Source organism: Dechloromonas sp. A34, from assembly GCF_026261605.1.
Lineage (GTDB): Bacteria > Pseudomonadota > Gammaproteobacteria > Burkholderiales > Rhodocyclaceae > Azonexus.
Map to the genome: position 1 here is coordinate 37,422 of NZ_CP102486.1, position 22,877 is coordinate 60,298.

The following is a 22,877-nucleotide window of genomic DNA, read 5'->3' on the forward strand; positions in this document are numbered from 1 at the left end:
GCGGTTATTGTTGGGCTTGTTGAGCGAGCCATCTGACCCGGTTCTCGATCTTTTGTTTCCACTGGCCGGCGATACCGGGTAACGCAGCCAGTTTTTCGAGATCGGCCAGCGGCGGGCGATGGGCCTGCCAGAGCAGCATCGCTTCGGCCAGCGAGCAGGCAGCGGCTGCTTGTTCCAGCAGCAGCGGGTCGCCGGGGGCGACCTGGCCGGGCGTCAGAACCCGCCAGTACCAGCCGGTCAGCCGCTCCTCGGCGATGAAGGCGGCCATGCCATCGCAGGCGAAACGTTCGTCGATTTTCCAGCACGGGCTGCGTGGCTGGCAGACCTGCAGGCGGGCGCCGCCGAGTTGCCAGATGTCGCCGATCCGGACGTCGCTTTCGTCGAGATCGGGGGTCGAGATGTTTTCGCCCATGCTGCCGGGGACGAGTTGCGGCGCAGCCTCGGGGAAGCGGGCGGCGAGCCGAGCGAAATGGCCGGCGGGGTAGAGATGGACGGCCTTTTCCGGACCGCCATGGACACGGCGGTCGGCCTGCTGGTCGCCGGCCAGACCGTCGACGCCGATGGTCAGCGCCTGGTGGACCGCTTGCTTGTAGATGCCGCTCGGGCGGCCGGATTCAGGGAGCGGCCGGATGCCGCCGATAAACAGGGAGATATGTGCCATGGTCGCGAAATTGTGCCATCAATCCCACAGCCACGCCGCGCCGCGTACTCCCGATGAGTCGCCATGGCTCGGCGGCACGATACGGGTTAGGCAGGTATCCGAAAAAACGTACGGCCAACAGGCGGCCGGCAGGTTGCTATAGAGGCGCTGCAGGTTGGACAGGCCGCCGCCGAGCACGATGACCTGCGGGTCGAGCAGGTTGATGACGCCGGCCAGCGCTTTTCCCAGGCGCGCTTCGTAGCGTTGCAGCGACGCTTCACAGGCTGCATCGCCGCTGGCAGCGTGGGCGGCGATGGCCACGGCATCGAGCGATTGTCCCGTCCGCACCCAATGGTCGACGGCCAGTGCCGGGCCGCTGAGATAGGTTTCGATGCAGCCTTGCCGGCCGCAGTAGCACGGCGGTAGCGGCAAATCGTCGGGCCCGGGCAGAGGCAGGGGGTTGTGCCCCCATTCGCCGGAAATGGCGTTGGCGCCGCTCAGCACCTGCCGGTTGACGACGATGCCGCCGCCAACCCCGGTGCCGAGGATGACGCCGAAGATGACCTCCGCATCGTGCCCGCTGCCGTCGACGGCTTCGGAGAGCGCAAAGCAGTTGGCGTCGTTGGCCAGACGGACCGGGCGCTGCAGAACGGCCTGCAAATCCCGGCGCAGGGGCTTGCCGATCAGGCAGGTCGAGTTTGCATTCTTGATCAGGCCGCTGGCCGGTGACTCGGCTCCCGGGATGGCGATGCCGACCGAGCCGCGCCGACCAAGTTCGTTCTCGACCGTTTCGACCAGCCCGGCCACGGCCATCAGCGTTGCCATGTATTCGCCCTGTGGCGTTGGGATGCGGCGGCGCAGCAAGGCCTGGCCGTCATCGGCCAGCGCGACGACTTCTATCTTCGTTCCCCCAAGATCGATCCCGATACGTAACATATTGAAATAAAACAAATATTAATAATTTCGTTATTAATTAGCTACGCAATTGGCTACAATAATACTTTAGCGTGCAACCGAGACATAGTGTTGACTGTGAGGTGATTGCAAGCGATTTCAATTTTATAGCTGGAGAAAGGCGAGTTGTCCTTGTTTTTCATTGACGGGCTCGATTGAGAACAAAACCTATTGCAGTAAAAAGATTGGTGGCTATAAAAAGATAGTTGCCCCTCTTTCATTAAAGCTTCTGAAGTTCTGCAAGTTCCCGTTTAAGTTCTTCGAGTTTAAGTCGTTGGTTCAAATACTTGTTGTCATAAGCGGTTTTTGCAGATGCTCGTGCTCTGCCGCACACTAGCAGTTCTGGCATTGGAATATTATCGGCTCTGCATTCTGGCGCTGGACGATAGATTGCATCAAAGTCCGGGATCTTTTTGGCCAAGGAATCAATGTCGGCAATCAATGCAGCTCGCCTTTCGAGTCGATCTAATCTAATTTCATTACGAACCCGTTCGTTTTGCCGTCGAATTTCTTCCCCTTTCGCTAAAGCAATAGCAACCTCAGTATCGTGTATGCGCTTATTTACATCTTCAAGGCTAGTTTTCGTTCTCAGAACCTTTTCTACAATGCTCGTAAAACCAAATATTGGCTCCACACAGTATTTGCAGTTGGCCTCTATATTCAATATATTGTTATTGGTGAGTATTATTCTGTCTTGATTTGTAGTCGTGTTAACGTACAGCATCCAGCGATATTTTTCTTCTCCGCCAAAAAAAACAAGTCTGTTTGTTTGAGCGCTAACGATATAGCTTCCAGGAGGGAGCTTGATTGAAAAATTACCGTTTGAATCGGTTACACTGGATGCAATCGGTTTTAAAAGTGTTTCTGCTTTATATTCGTAGGGATTCTCTAAGTAGGTTTTGTAAAACTTAATTAACGAAATCAATTCATCTCTGTATTCATACAGGGATAGCAAATCTGCTGATTTGACTCTCTGCTGAAGTGTTTCCTCCTCCGCTATTGCTGATGAGCGCTGCCGTCGGATTAAATATTCCATTTCGTTAGCTGAGTACGCATTCACCTCAACGGCACCAAGTCTAATGTTCTCGCGACCTCTTGTTGAAACGAAAATCTCGCCTTTAATTGACGCGGGCGATTGGCTATTTTCATAGAGTACTACTGCGAAAACAAAAACTATCAGAGTAATAACGAAGGCAGTGACTTTAAGCTTGGATAGTTGACGAAAATATAAAGATAGCTTGGTATAAAGTCCAATTTCGTCGGAAATGTCCAGAGATATTAAATCGTTCTCGGATGATTTATCTGCGGTGCTGCCATATGGTTTTGACGGAATGCAGGGAGCTACGGCTTTGCTATAGATTACCCCGCAGTGTGGGCACTCTTCGTTAGCCGCGCTGTCTCTCTCTTGCCGTTCATAGCCACATTTGACGCAAACCTTGTCCATATCACGCTTTATCCATCGTCAATAAGTTAGAACTATAGCATGTTGAGCGGAGCTTGATTTTTGGGGGCGTGGATTAGTGGGTGGCAGATTAGTTAGTGTTAAGGGGTGACCAGAAGCGTCGTTAGTAGATCGCTTAGGTGGTCCTCCCTAGCGCATGTAACGGCAAGCCTTAGCGGTGTAAAACATGAATTATTGCTAGTGGGGCGCCGTAGCTTCCAGCCTGGTCTCTATGGTTGGCGAGCTATTAGATGGCTCTTCAAAAAATCCTTGTGGGGCGATTATTTAGTCATGTTAACGATAAAAAGCTGTTGCGCCACCTTTAAGAATTTGACACAAATCTCCACGGTCGATTTTTTGTGGGAATTATCTTAAATTCTCATAAGGTGACGATTTGGTTCGCTTCTGTGTTTAATGTTGGTTTAGCTATTTAACTGGTAGACGCGATCAATTGAATCGCCCCGGTTTCCGTGGAGGCCGGTTGGTTTAAGTCAGGCCACGATGGCGGCCTGATCGGCGAGTTGCCTGTAGTAGTTTGCCTCAGCTTCTGCGGGGGGATATAGCCAATCGGTTCAAGCAGCCTGTGGTGGTTAAACCAAGACACCCATTCCAGAGTTGCCAGCTCCACGGATTCCCTGGTTTTCCAAGGGGCGCGCCGGTGGATCATCTCCGCCTTGTACAAGCCATTAATCGTCTCGGCTAGCGCGTTGTCGTAGCTGTCGCCCTTGCTGCCGACTGATGGCTCAATCCCGGCTTCGGCCAGTCGCTCGCTGTAGCGGATCGAGACGTACTGCGAGCCCCTGTCCGAGTGGTGGATCAAGGCCTCGTCGGGACTCGGCTGACGGGCGTACAGCGCCTGTTCCAGCGCATCGAGCACGAAGTCCGTATGCATGGAACTGCTCACTCGCCAACCCACGATACGGCGGGCAAAAACGTCGATGACAAAAGCCACATATAACCAGCCTTGCCAGGTCGAGACATAGGTGAAGTCCGAGACCCACAACTGATTGGGACGGTCGGCCTTGAACTGTCGATTGACCCGATCCAGCGGGCAAGCCGCTTTGCTGTCGCTGATCGTGGTGCGCACCACCTTGCCGCGCATGACTCCGCGCAAACCTTGACGCCGCATGAGTCGCTCGACCGTACAACGGGCCACCGCGATGCCTTCGCGGTTCAGTTGCCGCCAGACCTTGTCGGCACCATAGACCTGCAGGTTGGCCTGCCAGACGCGCTTGATCTCGGGCACTAACACCTCGTCACGCCGCACTCTCTGACTGCGCTGTTCAGGATTGCGCCGCCGAGCGACATGACGCCGGTAGCCCGACGGGGCAATCTGCAATTGCCTGCAGATCGGCTCGACCCCGAAGGCAGCACGATGCTCGTCGACGAAAGACCTCAAGACTTGAATCGGCGGTCGAGCTCCGCCTGGGCGAAAAACGCGCTGGCAAGCTTGAGGATCTCGTTGGCTTTGCGCAGCTCTTTGACCTCGCGCTCCAGTTCCTTGACACGCTTCTGGTCCGCCGTGGTCGGCCCTTCGCGCTGGCCGGCATCTCGTTCGTGCTGACGCACCCAGGTCAGCAGCGTCTGCGGCGTGCAACCGATCTTGACCGCAATGGATTCAACGGCTGACCACAGCGACGGATGATCGGCACGGCTTTCGGCAACCATGCGCACGGCGCGCTCACGAAATTCGGGGGAGAACTTAACTGACTTCTTCATGGCTCTATCTTCTCAAGAGTTAGAGCCTCCACCAAACCCGGGGCGATTCAATGCTGGTCAGTTGGCATAGGCGAAGCTCTCTATAAGTAGGGGTGCGGTTTAGTCTTCGCCTTGCTTCCACGCGCAAATACGGGCCTCGCCGCAAATGTTTCTGCTGATCCCAATCGGCTTGTCTTTTGTCGTACAAGCAAAATGAGCAGGGCCGTCCTAGCCGACCATCATTAAGAACAATGGTTCTTGAATTTCCGTTGTGGGAGGTATACAAAACTTCAGTCATTAGCGGGTTGTACGTGTCTATCGTATTGACATCAATGCCATAGAAATCAGCTGCAAACTCTACTTTATTAACGTACGCATCTTCCAATAGGGAAGAGTATCCCCCGTTAGGGACTAGATCACCGATTACTTGATGAAAGCGTTCGCACGCAATAGGGTTGGTAATTAGTTGCTGAGCGTTGTAGGCAAACTTTGCATACGGATGCAATGCCCCTTTCCTATCTCTTGCTATTCCAGTTTCTACTATGAGGTTCAGCTTTCTTTTGGTGAGTAAGGGAAACCGGGTTATAAATGAAGGGTTGCGATTGTTTGGGTAATGGTTTGCTCCAGCGTTAAATGCCTCCTTCGAATCTTTATACATTTTAATAATGTCGTTGATGATTTGCAGTGAAACAAAATTATTTTTTCCGTAACGTAGACTTACTTCGATTCTGTCCACTTTTAGATCTCTTCTAATGATTTCATTTGCCATGACGTTACCCACCGTAAACCTAGTAACGACAATGATTTCAATGTTATCTATCTATTAATCCTATAACTTGTTAGATGAGATTTTGAAATCGATTTCAAAACAATATTGGTTGCACTGTCGGCGTGCCAGTCCTAAAAATTTCGGATTTGCTGCCGAAAATCTTAGAGTAATGTGATTCTCTAGGGGGTCCCTAGTAGCACGCCTAAACGAGTGCTAACTTAATTCGTTACGCTTTGAGAGTGTTTGTCGATGATAGGAATGCACGAATGGTTTGTGTATTCCAATAATTCATCTTTCCATCCCTGCCATCCGGGGGAGGGAAGTTGCCTGCTTTCAACCGGGAGTAAAGAGTTGAATGGGCTATGCCACATAGCGCTAATACGTGCGCAGTCCTCAATCGACCGGGACCGGATAGATCAATTAAAGGGCGTTGTGGAGATACATGAGAAGATCGCCTAACCCTGTTAGGTACTTCATCTTTTGAGCGATCCCGAGTTCGACGGATCCGGTTTAACTGTAGCATAGCTATTTCTCCTTGGTTTGGAATCAATAAGCCACGCCCAATGTGGGATCGCGATTTATCCTATTGGTTGATAGGATTTGATTATTATATCCAGTTAAATCTATATGTCAACCGATTGATATTTTTGAATCCAGGTGAGTGAATATTTATTAAGTTGATGATGGTTTCGCATAACGCTAACTAATATCCGACATTTATTACAACGATTATCCTTAATGCCGAATTATGCAATGCCGTGTAACGAGATAACATTGGACCTGTCAGATTTTTCCCCTGTTTCGCAATCTTGCAGAAAAGTTGCCCATGTCTCCAATGCACGGCGGCGTTCATCGAGGTAGTCGTGTTTGTCGTAGATTGATATTAGGTTTCCTAAGTCATGATTGAGGCAGCGCTCGGCTACTATGATGTTTACCCCCATCGCAGCTAAGTGGCTTCGCGCGGTTGAGCGCAGGTCGTGCGGTGAAAATTCCCTTACGCCAAGTTGTATTCGATCAAGGGCGGCGTTAAGTGTGCTTGTGGAAATCGTATCGCGCTTTTTTCCATAACCATTTTTTCGTGCGGGCAACACAAATTTGCTGTTTTCCGCGAAGGTGCGCAATTCATCAAACCAACCAGAGACGGTAGGGGCAAGAGGTATTACAAACGCTTTCTTGTTCTTTGCGTTTTCTGCTGGGATGGTCCAAAGGCCATTGTCGATATCTTGCCACCTTGCTTTTATTAGCTCACTTTTGCGAGTACATGTCGCTAACAATATTTTGATAGCTAGCGCATTTTCCTTGCCGAGTTCCTGTGCCATTGGAAGGATGATTCGAAGCTCTTCTTCGCTTAGATTTACGCGTGGCCGTCTTGGCTTTGCTTCCCCAATAATTGCAGCCACCTTGAGGTCGGCGCATGGGTTTCTTGGCACTGCGTACCGTGCAACGCCAAATGAGAAGATGACTGATAGGGTTTCAAAGGTGCGCCGGGCCACTGAATGGGAACGTTTGGCAACTTGCTCGACAACATAGACGATTTCCCTAGCCGTAATTTCCGCTGCTGGAGTTTTTCCGATTCGGGGAAGGATGTCTTTATCAATATAGCGAGCGACTTCTTTCTTGGTGCTTTCCTTTAGCTTTGGGCCTGCAAGTTCCAGATATTGCAGGGCAAGGTTTTCAACGCTTTGCGCTGTACGCTGCGCTAACTTCTCTTTGCGCTTCTCTGAAGCAACGTCAATTCCGCGATCAACTTTGGCGCGTAGCAATGCGGCTTCGCTTCTCGCTTCACTGATCCCCAAATCTGGGTAGTTCCCAATGGTGCATTCCTTGGCCTTGCCACCATAGCGGTAACGAAGAACCCATGAGTTTGTACCAGCTTCGGAGCGGGTGAAGGTGAGGCCGTCGCCGTCACTTTTTCCGGCTATTGGCTTTTCAGCCCTAATCCAAGCCTTGATCTGTAGATCAGTTAGTTTTCCCATACCCCTCCCGATGTGTGGCTAGATAGCGACTACAGAACTAAGGCTACATATCTAGCTACGTAAATTTACCGGGTTGTTATGGATAGATCAAGATCGATGTGAATAAATAAACCAATAAATACATGCAGTTGCTATATGGTCGTGGGTTGTGTCGGATTGATATGGATTTGGTTTTATCTTTGTACCACCGAGATCAACGCCGATCCGCAAGTTCAGACCCGGACGCCGACGCCCTTGACGTTGCCGTAGGTGGTGGTCAGCGTGCGTAGCACGCTGGCGCCGGCTTCGAGCAACAGCATGAAGAGGTTGCGTTCGGTATAGAGGCAGACCGGGCCATCGATGGCGTATTTTTTCGCGAGCGGTGGCGCCAGCCGGGAAAAACGCTGATCGACGGGCTGGATATGGTCGGCGTAGCCTTCGCCCAGTTCGGAATGCAGGCCGAGGATGGAGACGTACATCTTGCCACCGATCTTGAGCCTGAGCAGCAGGCTGCGGATCACGATGCGGGCTTCCTCGTAGGGCATGTTGCACAACCCGCGACGGACGAAGATGATGTCGTAGGGCTCGTCCGGCAGATCTTCCGGCAGTTCGCTCAGGGTGGCGGCGGCGAAACCGATGTCGTCGGAAAAGCCCGCGGCCAGAACGCGGCCGGTGATATCGCGGTGCAGGGCAGCCGCGTCGGCCGCCGTCACATGCGCGCCGAGACGAGCGAATTTGACGGCGATTTCGCAGTGTCCGGCGGGGATGACCAGCACCGAAACCCGACGGTCAAGACGCTGGCGTTTGACGCATTCTTCAAGGGCCTGCCGCTCATTCTCGTCATTCCCCACCTCGAGCGGATTGGCGGTAGTATCTTTTTTCATAGGGTGTCTCCTGCTGCGCTCCATTCTGCATGAATGCCGTGCACTATGACAACCCGAAACGACGAAGCCAAAGGAGGATTCCATGCTGGTGACATTTACTTCAAGCGAGACCGGCGAGATCCTGATGTTTGCCGAAGCGGCGCGCCCCCTGTTGCAGGCGATGGGCAAGGCGACGACGGCGCGTGGGACCTTTACCCGGGATGAAATGGCGGCCGCGGCGGAGCGCTTGCGCCAGGCCGTCAAAGGCCATGAAACGCCGCCGCCGGACCGCGAAAACGCCGATGGCACCAAGGAACCGGTCGTCGTCCTCGGTCAGCGGGCCTGGCCGCTGATCGACATGCTCGAGCGCACGGCCCGTGGTGGCCCGAAGGCCAATATCGTCTGGAAGGCGGCGGCTGATTTCTGAGGCGCCGGCTTCACCAGTCGCCTAGCACCACAAAAGCAAAGGCTGGCGCTAGAAGAGTTCGATGTCGTCGGTCCTGACCTTCTTGTCGGCCATGAACTTGCCGATAGCCTGATGCACCGGGACGCCCTGCATGACCGCCTCGAACATGGCGACCTCATCCGCGGTGGAGTACTTGGCCTTGATCCGCTGTTGCAGGGCTACCCATTCATTGGGGTTGAACAGACGGCGACCGTCGGCAACCAGATCGCTCAGTTCACCCAGGCTGAGTCCGACGTGCGACAGCCGCTGGACCAGCTTGTCGTAAAACTGGAAGGCGATGATCGCCTGCTGCATCATGCCCGACACGTCGTCGGAAACGCCGCTCAGACGTTGCTTGGCGGCGCCGACTTCGCCTTGGTCGGGCAAGGTTTTGACCGTTTCGGAGATCATCTGCATGAAGCCGGCCATGGTCGTGAATGAATGGGCCAGGACGTCGACCGAAGCATTGCTGTCGGTCATCGCCGTTTCGATCTGTACCGCCGCCAGCTCGAGCATCAGCACCGTTTCGCGGACCTGACTCCAGTTCAGGTCGGGCTGATGGGCCGTGGTGCCGCGGACAATTTCTGGTTCCATTTTTATCTCCTCGGGGGCCGCAAACTATAGCGCAAATCCCGCTGCGGTCAGTCTCGAGGCTGGCGCCGGGCATTGGCCTTGCGGCGCCAGCGTGCGATGTCGGCCGCCGTGGGCTCGACAAATTTTCCGCCGCCGGCGTTGGCCATGTAGATCACCCCGCGCGCCACTTCGAGGTCGCTCAAGGCCGGATTGCCGCCTTTTGCCGGCATTTTGCGGAGGCCACCGAGCGCTGCCGGAACCAGATCGTCGAGGCCTTCCCGAACCAGCTTGCGCCAGACCTTGGCATCGCCGTAGCGGGGCGCATGGTGTTTGCCGCTGGCGTGGCATTCGTGACAGGTCGATGCGTAAACTTCGGCACCGGATTGGTCATCGGCGCTGGCCGGTAGGCAAAACATCAAGAACAGCAAGGGCAGGAGGCGCATGGGAAATTCTGAGGGGGCGAGGGTGTCGGGCATCTTAAATTGCCGCGATAATTTGCGCATGGTTTTAATCCGAACAATGACCCTCGCGGTCCTCCTGGCGGCCAGCGCGGCCAGCGCGGCATGCGCCGGTGCGCCGACAGTGGCGGTGGATGTCGGCCACGGCCTGAAAGATGGCGGCGCCAGCAGTGCCCGTGGGCGTTCCGAGTTTGCCTTCAATCAGGCGCTGGCCGTTCGTCTGGCCGAGGCATTGCAAGGGCGCGGGCTGGGGGTGCGCGCCGTGAATTTTGCCGGCGCCATTTCGAGTCTCGCCGAACGCCCGCAGCAGGCGGCGGGCAGCGATTTTTTCATTTCCATCCATCACGACTCGATCAGCCAGTCCCATCTCCAGTTCTGGGACTGGGATGGCAGCGAAGCGAGCTATACCGAGGTCAAGCGTGGCTTCGGAATTTTCGTTTCGGCCCGGAACCCCGATCTGGCCACCAGCTTGCGCTGCGCCTCGAGCGTCGGCGCCGTGCTACGCCGGGTCGGCTTCGTGCCGACACCGTGGCATGGCCGCAAGCATCTGGCGGCCGATGCCGAAAACGGCGTCTGGTATTACGACAATCTCGTCGTGCTTTACCGGACCACGCTGCCGGCGCTGCTGTTCGAGGCCGGGGTGATCAAGCATCGCGACGAGGAGCTGGAACTGCTTGATCCGGCGCGCCAGGAACGCATGGCCGATGCCCTGGCCACCGGCCTGGCCGCCTGCCTGTTCGTTACAGAAAAATCGGTTCGGGAGTGAGATTGACGTCGAAGCGCGCCTTGACTGCAGCCTGAACCGCCGCCATGGTGCGCCGGACATCGGCGCCGGTGGCGCCGCCATGATTGACCAGGACCAGCGCCTGCTTTTCGTACATGCCGACCGGGCCGAGTTTTTTGCCTTTCCAGCCGGCTTGCTCGATCAGCCAGCCGGCGGCCAGTTTGACCCGGCCATCGGGCTGCGGGTAGCTCGGCAGCCCAGGGTGTTTGGCGACCAGAGTGGCGGCCCTATCGCTATCGAGCAGCGGATTGTGGAAGAAGCTGCCGGCATTGGGGATGCTTGCCGGGTCCGGCAGCTTGCGCTGGCGCACGGCCACGATGGCATTGGCGACATCTTGCGGGCTGGGGGTTGCGATCTGCTGCGCTGCCAGTTCATTGGCCACATCCGCATAGCGGCAGTTGGCTACCCAGGCCTTGGGCAAACGGAAAATGACTGAGGTAATCGCCATGCGCCCGCTCAAATGCCAGCCTTGCTGCTTGAATAGGCTGTCGCGGTAGGCAAAGCGGCATTGGTCGGCATCCAGGGCGATGAATTCCCGTTTTTCGAAATCCCAGGCGTTGAGGCTGTGCAGCCTTTCGCAAACCTCCAGGCCGTAGGCGCCGATATTCTGGATCGGCGCGGCACCGACCATCCCGGGAATCAGGCTGAGATTTTCCAGCCCGGGCCAGCCCTGTTGCAAAGTCCATTGCACGAAGTCGTGCCAGTCCTCGCCGGCGCCAGCTTCGATGTACCAGGCCGTGTTGTCCTCTTTGACCAGGCGTTTGCCGGGGATGGCCATGTGGAGGACCAGGCCGGCGAAGTTGCCGGTCAGGACGAGGTTGCTGCCGCCACCGAGGATAAAGCGCTTGTCGTTGGACAGTTCCGGTTCAGTTAACTGCTCGGGGGCGGTGATTTTTTGGTAGCGGGCGGCCTGGACGGGGAGAGCCAGCGTGTTGAAGGGGGTCAGGTCGACGTTTTGTTCGGTGTTCATGGTCTTGATTTTCGTCGATTTTTGGGTGGTTTGCATGGTTTGAGCTTGTTTTCCGCCCTTGCGGGGCGGCTTACTTTCTTTTGCTTCGCCAAAAGAAAGTAAGCAAAGAAAAGGCGACCCTGGGTCGGTGCCGGCTACGCCGGTTCCCTGCGCTACTCGGTGGGCCGGGCGGCTTGCTAAACTCGCCTGCGGCTCAGACAACGCAAGCCGAAGGCCCCCGGCCCGCCTGCGTTGCTCAGCACCTCTCAAGGGGCCCGGAGAAACGATCCGGTTTGAAGCAGTGATGCGACTGCAAGTATGTTCGTGGGAATGAAGGCTGGAGTCTGGCTCGGTGTTGATTCTCGGGTCCCTGTGTGCAGCGCCGAGCAACGGAGCTGCTGGCGGATAAAGGGCGAGGACTGTCTGAGGCCCACATGGCCGAGTTCCGCAGCCCCCCCCAGTAGCGAGTAGCGCAGGGAAGTCGGCAACGCCGACCGCGCAACCGGGGCCGCCTCTTCTTTGGCTAATTTCTTTTGGCGAAGCAAAAGAAAGTAAGCCCGCCAACAAGGCGGAACCCCAAGCTCAAACAATCACTAAAGCCAATTACAGCAACGGCGCCAGCCAGTACTCCGCATCCTTCACCGACATCCCCTTGCGCTTCGCCCAATCCTCCAGTTGATCCCGTCCAATTTTCGGAATCGCGAAGTAGGAAGCGCCTGGATGCCCGATGTAGAAGCCCGAGACGGCTGCCGCCGGCGTCATGGCGCAGGATTCGGTGAGGTGCATGCCGGCGTTGGCCGGGGCGTCGAGCAGGGCGAACAGTTCGCGCTTGGCGGTGTGGTCCGGGCAGGCCGGGTAGCCGGGGGCGGGGCGGATGCCCTTGTACTGTTCATTGATCAGCGCATCGTTGTCGAGCTTCTCGTCGCTGGCGTAGCCCCAGTAGTCGGTGCGCACGCGCAGGTGCAGCCATTCAGCGGCAGCTTCGGCAAGGCGGTCGGCCAGCGATTTGAGCATGATCGCCGAGTAGTCGTCGTTGGCCGCCTCGAATTCGGCGACCCGGGTTTCGATGCCGAGGCCGGCGGTGACCGCGAAGGCGCCGACGTAATCGCGCTGGCCGACGAAATCGGCGAGGGCCAGGTTGAAGCGTCCGGCGGGTTGCTTGTGCTGCTGGCGCAGGCCGACCCAGCGGGTCAGCTCGGTCGTCCGGCTTTCGTCGCTGTAGATGATGATGTCTTCGTTTTCGCTGCTCGCCGGGTAGAGGCCGAACACAGCACGAGCCCTGAGCCAGTTTTCGCCGACGATCTTGGTCAACATTTCCTTGGCGTCGGCGAACAGTTGGCGGGCGGTTTCGCCGACCGTTTCGTTCTCGAGGATGGCCGGATAGCGGCCGGCCAGATCCCAGCTCTGGAAGAAGGGCGACCAGTCGATGAGCAGCGCCAGGTCGACCAGGTCGAGGTTGATGGCGTGCAGTCCGGGCTGGTTGGGCACGGTCGGCGCGAAGCTGTCGTTCCACGTGAAACGGTTGGCCCGGGCTTCTTCCAGGCTGACCATGGTGGCACCCTTGCGGCCGGCGTGTTCGCTGCGGACAGCGGCGTATTCGCTGACGATTTCCGCCATGTAGCCGTCGCGTTGGTCGGCGGAAAGCAGCTTGGTGGCGACGCCGACGGCGCGCGAGGCATCCGGCACGTAGACGACGGCGCCTTCGGTATTGGGCGCGATCTTGATCGCGGTGTGGGCGCGGCTGGTCGTTGCACCGCCGATCAGCAGCGGCTGCTTCATGCCCTGGCGCTGCATTTCGCCGGCAACGTGGGCCATTTCCTCGAGCGACGGGGTGATCAGGCCGGACAGGCCGATGATGTCCACCTTGTGCTCGTGGGCGGCCTTCAAGATGTTGTCGCAGGAGACCATGACGCCGAGGTCGATGACATCGTAGCCGTTGCAGCCGAGGACGACGCCGACGATGTTCTTGCCGATGTCGTGCACATCGCCCTTGACCGTGGCCATCAGGATCTTGCCCTTGCTGCCCAGGCCGGTGCGGGTCTTCTCGGCTTCGATGTAGGGCAGCAGGTGGGCCACCGCCTGTTTCATGACGCGGGCCGACTTGACGACCTGGGGCAGGAACATCTTGCCGGCGCCGAAGAGGTCGCCGACGTGGTTCATGCCGGCCATCAGCGGGCCTTCGATGACTGCGAGCGGCGGTTTGCCTGCGGCGGCCAGTTGGGCGCGGACTTCTTCGGTGTCGGCGACGACGAAGTCGGTGATGCCCTTGATCAGCGCGTGTTCGAGGCGTTTCTCGACCGATTGCTCACGCCAGGAAAGATCGGGACCGGTATCCTTGGCCTTGCCTTCCTTGACGGTCTGGGCGAAGTCGACCAGCGCTTCGCCGGCATCCGGGTTGCGGTTGAGCACGACATCCTCGACTTTCTGGCGCAACGTCGGTTCCAGGTCGTCGTAGATGCCGAGCATGCCGGCATTGACGATGCCCATGGTCATGCCGGCCTGGATGGCGTGGTAGAGGAAGACGGTGTGGATCGCTTCGCGCACGGCGTCGTTACCGCGGAAGCTGAACGAGACATTGGAAACGCCACCGGAAATGTGGGCATGCGGCAGGTTCTGCTTGATCCAGCGCACCGCTTCGATGAAATCGACGGCGTAGTTGTCGTGTTCCGGGATGCCGGTGGCGATCGCGAAAATGTTGGGGTCGAAAATGATGTCTTCGGCCGGGAAATTGGCTCCGCCTTGCTCCGGCGATGCTGTCAGCAGGTCGTAGGCGCGCTTGCAGATTTCGGTCTTGCGGGCATAGGTATCGGCCTGGCCCTTCTCGTCGAAGGCCATGACGATGACCGCCGCGCCGTAGCGACGGGCGAGCCTGGCCTGCTCGATGAACTTGGCTTCGCCTTCCTTCATCGAGATCGAATTGACGATGCCCTTGCCCTGGATGCACTTGAGGCCGGCTTCGATGACTTCCCATTTCGACGAGTCGATCATGATCGGCACGCGGGAAATATCCGGCTCGGAGGCGATCAGCTTCAGGAAACGGTCCATGGCGGCGATCGAGTCGAGCATCGCCTCGTCCATGTTGATGTCGATGACCTGGGCACCGTTCTCGACCTGCTGACGGGCGACGGCCAGCGCGTCGTCGAAGCGGCCTTCGAGGATCATGCGGGCGAAGGCTTTCGAGCCGGTGACGTTGGTCCGCTCGCCGACATTGACGTACAGCGAATCGGCGCCGACATTGAAGGGCTCCAGGCCGGAGAGACGCAGCTTCTTTTCGACTTCAGGGAAAGCGCGCGGCGTGACGGTGGCAACCCGCTCGGCGATGGCGTTGATGTGTTCCGGCGAGGTGCCGCAGCAGCCGCCGACGATATTGACGATGCCGGACTTGGCCCAGCTCTCGATTTCGTCGGCCAGCATTTCGGCCGTTTCGTCGTAGCCGCCGAAGGCGTTGGGCAGGCCGGCGTTGGGGTGGGCCGAGACGTAGCAGTCGCAGACGCGCGACAGCTCTTCGACATACTGGCGCAGTTCCTTGGCGCCGAGTGCGCAGTTCAGGCCGAAGCTCAAGGGTTTGATGTGGTTAAGCGAATTCCAGAAGGCTTCGGCGGTCTGGCCGGACAATGTGCGGCCAGAAGCGTCGGTGATGGTGCCCGAGATCATCACCGGCCAGCGGCGGCCGGCGCGCTCGAAGAAGGTCTCGATGGCGAACAGCGCGGCCTTGGCGTTGAGAGTGTCGAACACGGTTTCGACCAACAGGATGTCGGCGCCGCCGTCGACCAGGCCCTGGATCGCGGCGAGATAGTCGGTGACCAGTTCGTCGAAAGTGACATTGCGGTAGCCCGGATCGTTCACATCCGGCGAAATCGAGGCGGTGCGGCTGGTCGGGCCGAGCACGCCAGCGACGAAACGCGGCTTGGCCGGGTTGGCGGCGGTGAATTCGTCGCACAGTTCGCGGGCCAGGCGGGCGCCCTCGAAATTCAGTTCATGGACCAGTGCTTCGAGTTTGTAGTCGGCCTGCGAGACGGCGGTCGAGTTGAAGGTGCAGGTTTCGAGGATATCGGCACCAGCCTCGAGGTAGGCCCGGTGGATGCCGCCGATGATGGTGGGCCGGGTCAGGACCAGCAGGTCGTTGTTGCCCTTGAGGTCGTGCGGGTGATCCTTAAGGCGCTCGCCGCGATAGTCCGCTTCCTGCAGGCCGTGGCGCTGGATCATGGTGCCCATCGCGCCGTCGAGGACGAGCAGGCGCTGTTGAAGGAGGGCGGAGAGTTCGGCGGAACGGTCAGGTTGCATCATGATCACCTCGGCAAAGCGGGAATACCGGGGACGCCGCAAAAACAAACGGCGCCACAAACCGGCTTATGGTTTGCGAGCGCCGTTGATCATTGCCGAGCCTGGCCCCATCGCAGGGTCGCAGCGCTCCTCGGCAGAGGCTGTAGTTTACCGGCCATGGTCCCGACTGCCAAGCGCCTTGATTTATCTAGCCTTTCGTCGCTACCCGCTGCGAGGTCTTCTTGACGCCGCCGTGGGTCGTGTCGAAATGGACCATGAAGTAGGTTTCCTCGATCGGGGGAACGCCTTCGACCCGCCATTCCCAGATTTCTTCCTGCAGGTTGTCGAAAACCACTTTGGAGCCGGGGGCGCCGAGCAGGCGGCGGACATCATCCTTGGCCATGCCGTCGCGGACGCGGGCAAAATTGGCCGCATTCAGGACCTGTTCGACCTTGCTGACGACCTGCTGGCGGTCGAAGCTGATCATGTAGCAATGGACGCCGCTCGGCTGTCGGCTGTATTCCCAGGTTGCCGTGCCGTCATCGTTCCAGTGTTGAAACCCGGGCTCGCCCATGCGGGTACGGACTTCGGCGGCAGTCGTCAGGCCGGGTTTTATTTCCCGGAGATTGACGACATCGCAGGCCGGCAACAGGGCGGTGACGATGGCGGCAGCAGTGGTGGCGATCCTGACAGGAAGTTTCATCATGGCTCCGGGATTGATTATGACGAGAGTTTACGTCGAGCTCGGCTTACTTTCATAATATCGCCAGACTCTAATTTACGGACTGTCCCATGCACCACCTCGATCCCGGCGCCGCCCATGCCCTGCTCCAGAAAAACCCGCAGGCGGTGCTGGTCGATTGCCGGACGGAAATCGAACACATGTATGTCGGCCACCCGATCGGAGCCGAACATGTCGCCTGGCAGGAGGGGCCGGATTGGGAGGTCGATCCCGAATTCGTCGACAAGGTGAAACGCCTGGTCAAGCGCGACCTGAGCTGCCCGGTGCTGCTGATCTGCCGCAGCGGCCATCGCTCGTTGTATGCCGGCGAGGCGCTGGAGGCGGCGGGGTTCAGTGCGGTGATCAATGTGCTGGGAGGCTTCGAGGGACCGCTCGACGAGAATTTCCACCGCGGCACCCTCGGCGGCTGGCGCCAACGCGGCCTACCCTGGCAGCAGTCGTGATTTCTGGTGGGCGAGGGCAGCGCAACCGCCCACGGCCATCAGGCCGGCCATGCCGAGGGCCAGACTGAGTGTCGATCCCCACAGCGCCGGCGCGATCAGGGCGGCAGCCAGGCTGTTGAAGCCGGACTGGAAGAAGGTCTGACAGGAGGCGGCCAGACCACGCTGGGCCGGAAAGGGATCGAGGGCCAGAATGGTCAGGCAGGGCATGGCCAGGGACATCCCGCTGGTGTAGATGAATAGCGGCATGACGCTCCACGGCAAGGCGGGCGGCAGGGCGAAGTTGAGGCCGAGGTTGATGGTCGCCGCACTGCCCATCACCAGATAGCCGAGGGCGATGGTGCGGCCCAGTGAAATCCTGCCGGCCAGGCGACCGGAGAGCCAGGCGCCGGTCATCAGGCCGCCCATGGCCGGACCGAACAGCCAGAGAAAGCCGGTTTCCGGGACGCCGAGGTGCTGCATCAGGAAAACCGGGGCCGACAATACATAGATGAAAAAGCCGGCAAAATTCAGCGACAGCGCGGCGCAGGCGAACAGGAAAGCGGGCGAGGTCATCACCTTCCAGTAGCTGCGGCCGAGGTAGGCGGGGCGCAGGGACTGGCGCTTTTCCGGCGGCAGGGTCTCGGGCAGCAGTTTCCAGCAGGCCAGCCAGAGGGCGACGGTGGCCAGCACCAGAAAGACAAACACCGAGCGCCAGCCGAAGAAGGTCTGCAGCCAGCCGCCGATGACCGGTGCGATGGCCGGGGCCAGGGCGAACATCATCGTGATTTGCGACATCAGGCGCTGGGCCGAAGCGCCGTCGAAGAGGTCGCGGACGATGGCGCGGCTGATGACGATGCCGGCGCCGGCGGTGATGCCCTGCATCGCCCGCCAGAACCACAGGTGTTCGATGCGGGTAGCGAAGGCGCAACCGGCCGAAGCCACTCCGAACAGGGCGAGGGCGATCAGAATGACGCGACGGCGCCCGAAACGGTCCGATATTGCGCCGTGCCACAGGGTCATCACGGCAAAGGCGAGCAGGTAGGCGGACAGCGTCTGCTGCACCTCGAGTTGGCTGGCACCGAGCTTTTCGGCGATGTCGTGAAAGGACGGCAGGTAGGCGTCGATCGAAAACGGGCCGAGCGCCGACAGTGCAGCCAGCAGCAGCGCGATGCCGCGCGTGCTGGTCCGAGCTTCCGGCTCAGCCACGGGCGAACCGGCGATACTGGATGGCTTCGCCGACGTGCGCGGCGCGAACGCTGTCGCTGCCGGCTAAGTCGGCGATGGTGCGGGCAACTTTGAGGATGCGGTGCCAGGCTCGGGCCGAGAGATCGAGCTGGCTGGTCGCCTGTTTGAGCAGTTTGCTGCCGGCTTCGTCCGGGGTGCAACAGGCATCGACTTCGGCAGCACTCAGCCGGGCATTGGGTTTTTGCTGACGGGCCCGTTGCCGGCCCTGGGCGATTTCCACCCGGGCGCGGACAGTGGCCGAGGCTTCGCCCTCCGGCTTGCCGGCCAAGGCATCGGCAGGTAAGGCCGGGACTTCGATCAGTAGGTCAATGCGGTCGAGGAAAGGCCCTGACAGCTTGCCGCGATATCGGGCAATCTGATCCGGCGTGCACCGGCATTTGCCGTTCCCGTGACCCATGAAGCCACAACTGCAGGGATTCATCGCGGCAACCAGTTGAAACTCGGCAGGAAATTCAGCCTGGCGGGCGGCGCGGGCGATATGGATCCGCCCGGTCTCAAGCGGTTCGCGCAGGGTTTCGAGCACCTTGCGGTCGAACTCGGTCAGCTCATCGAGAAAAAGCACCCCTTGGTGGGCCAGACTGATCTCGCCTGGTCGCGGCGGGTTGCCGCCGCCGACCAGGGCTACCGCTGAGGCAGTATGGTGTGGCTGGCGATAGGGACGAATTCCGAAACATTCCGGTCGGAACTGGCCGACCAGCGAGAGGACCGCAGCCGAAGACTTGGCGGCGTCACCGTCGAGTGCTGGCATCAGGCCGGGCAGGCGGGCGGCAAGCATCGATTTGCCCGAACCGGGTGGGCCGACCATGAGGAGCGAGTGAGATCCGGCGGCGGCAATCTCCAGTGCCCGTTTGGCTTGAGCTTGCCCGCGTACTTCGGCGAGGTCCGGGAAGCCCAGGGTTTCTGGGCTGGCGACTGCGGTTGCCGGCGCTAGTGTGCTCCGGCCCGCCAGATGGGCGCAGACCTCAAGCAGTGATTTGGCGCCAAGGATTTCGCCGGAACCAGTCAGAGCGGCTTCCCGGGCGCTGGCTTCGGGCAGGATGAACGCCTTGCCGTTGCCCGCCGTTTGCAGCGCCATGGCGAGCGCACCGCGGACCGGCCGCAACTCGCCGGAAAGCGAGAGTTCGCCGGCAAATTCGTAATCGGCCAGGGCCTTGGTGGGGGTCTGGTTGCTGGCGGCGAGAATGCCGAGGGCGATCGGCAGGTCGAAACGACCGGATTCCTTGGGCAGATCGGCTGGGGCCAGGTTGACCGTAATGCGCTTGCTGGGAAATTCGAAACCGGAATTGACAATCGCCGCCCGCACCCGGTCACGCGCTTCCTTGACTTCGGTGTCGGGCAGGCCGACCAGGGTGAAGCTGGGCAGGCCGCTGGCGAGATGGACTTCGACCAGGACCGGCGGCGCGTTCAGGCCATCCAGCCCGCGGCTGTGAGCGATGGCCAGCGCCATGCCGGGTTACTGGCCCGCGCGGGCTTTTTCCAGCGCGTCGACGCGGGCTTCCAGTCCCTTGAGTTTTTCGCGGGTGCGGGCCAGTACTTCGGCTTGCACATCGAATTCCTCGCGGGTGATCAAATCGAGTTTGGAAAATACGCCGCTCATCACTGCCTTGGCATTCTTTTCAATGTCTTTGGCCGGCGAGTTGGCCAGCAGGGCGCTCATCTTGGCACCGAATTCTTCCAGGATTTTGGGATCAAGCATGGGGTTCCTCCGTGATATGACCAGTGTATCACAGGGAGAAATTTCGCCTTTCTGAGCGCTGCTCGCGTCTGGTGCGTAACATTATGTAACCGCACAGCTTTGGTGCGCGAACTTGGTGCATTACCAGCGATGCGAAACAAAAGCCTTTGATTGTTATCAAGAAAACAAGCTGGCACAGCTCATGCTATCGCTGTATTGCACAATTCAATTTTTTGCATTCGCATCATTCAACAGGAGAGAAACCATGAAGAAATCCCTTATCGCCTTGGCCCTCGTCGGCGCTTTCGCCGCTCCCGCCTTTGCCCAGACGGCCGCCCCGGCTGCTGCCGAAGCCAGTCCGCACACGCTGACTGCCAACGTTGGCTTGTTCAGCGAATACCGTTTCCGCGGCATCGCCCAGACGGCTTCCCACCCGGCCATCCAGGGCGGCTTCGATTACAGCCACTCCAGCGGCCTCTATGTCGGTAACTGGAACTCCAACGTCGATTCTTCCGCCGGCTTCCCCGACGGCAACATCGAAATGGACCTCTACGGTGGTTACAAGGCTGCGTTCGGCGACTTCGGCCTGGATGTCGGCGGTATCTTCTATTACTACCCGGGCAGCAGCGTTAACGGTGGCAAGAACAACGGCGACACCGTCACCAACAAGGAACTTTACCTGGGTGCTTCCTGGAAGTTCATTTCCGCCAAGGTTTACTACTCGGTGGACGACTATTTCTCGATGCGCGGCTTTGATAACACCGGTACCGCCACCTCCAAGGGTACGCGTGGCTCGATGTACGGTGACCTGTCAGCCAACTTCGACCTGGGTAGCGGCTGGGGCATCAACGGCCATGTCGGTTACATGGACGTCAAGAATCAGGCCAATGCTGACTACACCGACTGGAAGCTCGGCGTGACCAAGGACATCAACGGCTGGGTGATCGGGGCCGCCTACATCGGTACCGATGCCAAGGGTAGCAAGAACGCCTCTTCCTACCAGCCCTACCTGTTCACCAAGGCCAGCGGCTACCAGTACGACTCTGGCAAGGACACCGTTGTGGTTTCCGTTTCCCGCACTTTCTAATCATCTTTAGACCTTCCCCCGCAGGCGTACCGGCCGGAGCCGGCGGGGGAACGAAAATTTCAATCCTTTGAGGAACTCTCATCATGAAATTCGTTACCGCCATCATCAAGCCGTTCAAGCTTGACGAAGTGCGTGAAGCCTTGTCCGCCATTGGCGTGCAAGGGATCACGGTCACTGAAGTGAAGGGTTTCGGCCGGCAAAAAGGGCATACCGAGCTGTATCGGGGTGCCGAATATGTCGTCGACTTCCTTCCCAAGGTGAAGATCGAAGCTGCCGTCAAATCCGAGCAGATCGACCAGATCATCGAAGCCATCGAAAAATCCGCCAGCACCGGCAAGATCGGCGACGGCAAGATTTTCGTCTTCGACCTCGAACAAGTTGTTCGTATCCGGACCGGTGAAACCGGTACCGATGCCCTGTAAGGAGCGACCCATGAAACGCCTATTTGCCTTGCTCGCTCTGGTCGGCGCCGTCAGTTTCGGCGCCCCGGCCTGGGCTGAAGAAAAAGTTGCCGAGCCGGTAGTGGCCGCGGCAGTTGCCGCCGCTCCTGCTGCGGCTGAAGCGGCCGCTCCGGCTGCCGCTCCTGCACCCGTTGTCAACAAGGGCGACAACGCCTGGGTCATGGTTTGCGCCGCGCTGGTCATCCTGATGTCCATCCCCGGTCTGGCCCTGTTCTACGGCGGCCTCGTCCGCACCAAGAACATGCTCTCGGTGCTGATGCAGGTCTTCGTCACCTTCTCGCTGATTTCGGTGCTCTGGGTTATCTACGGATACTCGGCGGCCTTCACCGAAGGCAACGAGTTCTTCGGGGTTCTCGACAAGCTCTTCCTGAAGGGCGTGACGGTCGAATCGGTTGGTGCCACCTTCTCCAAGGGCGTGGTCATCTCCGAACTGGCCTTCGTAATCTTCCAGGGCGCTTTCGCGGCCATCACCTGCGGCCTGATCGTCGGTGCCTTCGCCGAACGCGCCAAGTTCGCCGCCGTCCTGGTCTTCATGGTGATCTGGTTCACGCTCTCCTACATCCCGATGGCCCACATGGTCTGGTACTGGGCAGGTCCTGATGCCTACATCGATGCCGCCGCTGGCGAAGCTGCCGGCAAGACCGCTGGCTTCCTGTTCCAGAAGGGCGCTCTCGACTTCGCAGGCGGTACCGTGGTGCATATCAATGCCGCGATCGCCGGCCTGGTCGGTGCCTACATGATCGGCAAGCGGACCGGTCTGGGCAACGTCTCGATGGCCCCGCACTCGCTGACCTTCACGATGATCGGTGCTTCCCTGCTGTGGTTCGGCTGGTTCGGCTTCAACGCTGGCTCCGCTCTCGAAGCCTCCGGCGGTGCTGCTTTGGCCATGGTCAACACTTGGGTTGCGACGTCCTGCGCCGCGCTGTCCTGGATGTTTGCGGAATGGATCCTTAAGGGCAAGCCTTCCATGCTGGGTGCTGCTTCCGGTGCGGTTGCCGGTCTGGTGGCGATTACCCCGGCTGCCGGCTTCGTCGGTGTCATGGGCGCCATCATCATCGGCCTGCTGGCTGGCGTGATCTGCCTGTGGGGCGTCAATGGTCTGAAGAAGATGCTCGGTGCCGATGACTCCCTTGACGTCTTCGGCGTCCATGGCGTCGGCGGCATCCTCGGTGCCATGCTGACCGGTGTCTTCGCCGACCCGGCGCTGGGTGGCACGGGTGTCTATGACTACGTCGCCAACGCCGTCGGTGCCTACGACATGACCGCTCAGGTCATCTCCCAGGCTTGGGGCGTGGGCACCGTGATCGTCTGGTCCGGTGTGGTCTCGGTAGTCGCCTTCAAGCTGGTGGATATCGTGATCGGCCTACGGGTGCCGGAAGAGGAAGAGCGCGAAGGCCTCGACCTTACCTCGCACGGCGAAACCGCCTATCACCACTAAGACCTTGGGCGCAGA

General features: G+C 58.9%; 20 protein-coding genes, 1 pseudogene, 1 riboswitch and 1 other annotated feature. Of the genes and pseudogenes, 6 read left to right on the plus strand and 15 right to left on the minus strand.

The features are described from left to right. Positions 1 to 4 precede the first annotated feature (4 nt). From NQE15_RS00160 to NQE15_RS00190, 7 genes and pseudogenes are all read right to left on the minus strand, one after another. Positions 5 to 661: an MOSC domain-containing protein gene (locus NQE15_RS00160; RefSeq protein ID WP_265945457.1), complete on the minus strand. Its 657-nt coding sequence runs from the start codon at positions 659 to 661 to the stop codon at positions 5 to 7. 18 nt (positions 662 to 679) lie between these two features. Beyond that, complete coding sequence (locus tag NQE15_RS00165; protein WP_265950408.1) at positions 680 to 1,576, minus strand: ROK family protein; 897 nt, start codon at positions 1,574 to 1,576, stop codon at positions 680 to 682. Positions 1,577 to 1,814: 238 nt separating this feature from the next. Beyond that, entirely contained in the window at positions 1,815 to 3,038 is a 1,224-nt protein-coding gene (locus tag NQE15_RS00170; protein WP_265945459.1) for a hypothetical protein, read from the minus strand. Between the two features lie 488 nt (positions 3,039 to 3,526). Continuing rightward, positions 3,527 to 4,754, minus strand: a pseudogene (locus NQE15_RS00175) (IS3 family transposase). Further along, positions 4,360 to 4,476 (minus strand) — a sequence feature (AL1L pseudoknot). (Overlaps the previous pseudogene by 117 nt.) Positions 4,755 to 4,773: 19 nt before the next feature. Beyond that, positions 4,774 to 5,502: a hypothetical protein gene (locus NQE15_RS00180; protein ID WP_265945461.1), complete on the minus strand. Its 729-nt coding sequence runs from the start codon at positions 5,500 to 5,502 to the stop codon at positions 4,774 to 4,776. Between the two features lie 746 nt (positions 5,503 to 6,248). Beyond that, complete coding sequence (locus NQE15_RS00185) at positions 6,249 to 7,478, minus strand: tyrosine-type recombinase/integrase (RefSeq protein WP_265945463.1); 1,230 nt, start codon at positions 7,476 to 7,478, stop codon at positions 6,249 to 6,251. Positions 7,479 to 7,690: 212 nt separating this feature from the next. After that, on the minus strand, positions 7,691 to 8,341 hold the full coding sequence (locus NQE15_RS00190) for a hypothetical protein (protein WP_265945465.1): 651 nt from the start codon (positions 8,339 to 8,341) through the stop codon (positions 7,691 to 7,693). 82 nt (positions 8,342 to 8,423) lie between these two features. Between NQE15_RS00190 and NQE15_RS00195 the strand changes: the two genes are divergently transcribed. Then, positions 8,424 to 8,747: a DUF1840 domain-containing protein gene (locus NQE15_RS00195; RefSeq protein ID WP_265945467.1), complete on the plus strand. Its 324-nt coding sequence runs from the start codon at positions 8,424 to 8,426 to the stop codon at positions 8,745 to 8,747. Positions 8,748 to 8,795: 48 nt separating this feature from the next. On the opposite strand, the gene NQE15_RS00200 is transcribed toward NQE15_RS00195, so the two are convergent. Both NQE15_RS00200 and NQE15_RS00205 read right to left on the minus strand, forming a co-directional pair. Further along, positions 8,796 to 9,359 carry a hypothetical protein gene (locus tag NQE15_RS00200; RefSeq protein ID WP_265945469.1) on the minus strand — a complete coding sequence of 188 codons (564 nt, stop codon included), beginning with the start codon at positions 9,357 to 9,359 and terminating at the stop codon, positions 8,796 to 8,798. Between the two features lie 47 nt (positions 9,360 to 9,406). Continuing rightward, on the minus strand, positions 9,407 to 9,781 hold the full coding sequence (locus tag NQE15_RS00205) for a c-type cytochrome (protein WP_265945471.1): 375 nt from the start codon (positions 9,779 to 9,781) through the stop codon (positions 9,407 to 9,409). A gap of 76 nt (positions 9,782 to 9,857) precedes the next feature. On the opposite strand from NQE15_RS00205, the gene NQE15_RS00210 reads away from it, so the two are divergent. Further along, on the plus strand, positions 9,858 to 10,562 hold the full coding sequence (locus NQE15_RS00210) for an N-acetylmuramoyl-L-alanine amidase family protein (protein ID WP_265945473.1): 705 nt from the start codon (positions 9,858 to 9,860) through the stop codon (positions 10,560 to 10,562). Here the strand turns inward: NQE15_RS00210 and murB are convergent. The 3 genes from murB to NQE15_RS00225 all read right to left on the minus strand — a co-directional run bounded on the left by murB (position 10,537) and on the right by NQE15_RS00225 (position 16,495). Beyond that, the gene (gene murB / locus NQE15_RS00215) at positions 10,537 to 11,550 is read right to left on the minus strand and encodes a UDP-N-acetylmuramate dehydrogenase (protein WP_265945475.1); all 1,014 of its coding nucleotides are present in this window, start codon (positions 11,548 to 11,550) and stop codon (positions 10,537 to 10,539) included. The genes NQE15_RS00210 and murB overlap by 26 nt on opposite strands. 582 nt (positions 11,551 to 12,132) lie before the next feature. Continuing rightward, positions 12,133 to 15,813, minus strand: a complete 3,681-nt coding sequence (gene metH, locus NQE15_RS00220) for a methionine synthase (RefSeq protein ID WP_265950411.1) — start codon at positions 15,811 to 15,813, stop codon at positions 12,133 to 12,135. 70 nt (positions 15,814 to 15,883) lie between these two features. Further along, positions 15,884 to 15,951, minus strand: a riboswitch (S-adenosyl-L-homocysteine riboswitch). A gap of 49 nt (positions 15,952 to 16,000) precedes the next feature. Then, positions 16,001 to 16,495, minus strand: coding sequence for a hypothetical protein (locus NQE15_RS00225; RefSeq protein WP_265945477.1), 495 nt, complete (start codon positions 16,493 to 16,495; stop codon positions 16,001 to 16,003). 89 nt (positions 16,496 to 16,584) lie between these two features. On the opposite strand from NQE15_RS00225, the gene NQE15_RS00230 reads away from it, so the two are divergent. Beyond that, positions 16,585 to 16,977, plus strand: a complete 393-nt coding sequence (locus tag NQE15_RS00230; RefSeq protein ID WP_265945479.1) for a rhodanese-like domain-containing protein — start codon at positions 16,585 to 16,587, stop codon at positions 16,975 to 16,977. On the opposite strand, the gene NQE15_RS00235 is transcribed toward NQE15_RS00230, so the two are convergent. From NQE15_RS00235 to NQE15_RS00245, 3 genes are read right to left on the minus strand one after another with little or no spacing between them, the layout of a single operon-like run. Continuing rightward, positions 16,957 to 18,162 carry a multidrug effflux MFS transporter gene (locus NQE15_RS00235; protein ID WP_265945481.1) on the minus strand — a complete coding sequence of 402 codons (1,206 nt, stop codon included), beginning with the start codon at positions 18,160 to 18,162 and terminating at the stop codon, positions 16,957 to 16,959. The genes NQE15_RS00230 and NQE15_RS00235 overlap by 21 nt on opposite strands. Then, positions 18,155 to 19,648, minus strand: coding sequence for a YifB family Mg chelatase-like AAA ATPase (locus NQE15_RS00240; protein ID WP_265945483.1), 1,494 nt, complete (start codon positions 19,646 to 19,648; stop codon positions 18,155 to 18,157). The genes NQE15_RS00235 and NQE15_RS00240 overlap by 8 nt, the downstream gene beginning before the upstream one ends. A 6-nt stretch (positions 19,649 to 19,654) precedes the next feature. After that, positions 19,655 to 19,897, minus strand: coding sequence for an accessory factor UbiK family protein (locus tag NQE15_RS00245; protein ID WP_265945484.1), 243 nt, complete (start codon positions 19,895 to 19,897; stop codon positions 19,655 to 19,657). Positions 19,898 to 20,141: 244 nt separating this feature from the next. Here NQE15_RS00245 and NQE15_RS00250 point away from each other — a divergent pair, with 244 nt between their 5' ends. The 3 genes from NQE15_RS00250 to NQE15_RS00260 all read left to right on the plus strand — a co-directional run bounded on the left by NQE15_RS00250 (position 20,142) and on the right by NQE15_RS00260 (position 22,862). Continuing rightward, positions 20,142 to 20,963, plus strand: a complete 822-nt coding sequence (locus tag NQE15_RS00250; RefSeq protein ID WP_265945486.1) for a TorF family putative porin — start codon at positions 20,142 to 20,144, stop codon at positions 20,961 to 20,963. Positions 20,964 to 21,046: 83 nt separating this feature from the next. After that, positions 21,047 to 21,385, plus strand: coding sequence for a P-II family nitrogen regulator (gene glnK / locus NQE15_RS00255; protein ID WP_265945489.1), 339 nt, complete (start codon positions 21,047 to 21,049; stop codon positions 21,383 to 21,385). Positions 21,386 to 21,395: 10 nt separating this feature from the next. Next, on the plus strand, positions 21,396 to 22,862 hold the full coding sequence (locus NQE15_RS00260) for an ammonium transporter (RefSeq protein WP_265945491.1): 1,467 nt from the start codon (positions 21,396 to 21,398) through the stop codon (positions 22,860 to 22,862). Positions 22,863 to 22,877 lie beyond the last annotated feature (15 nt).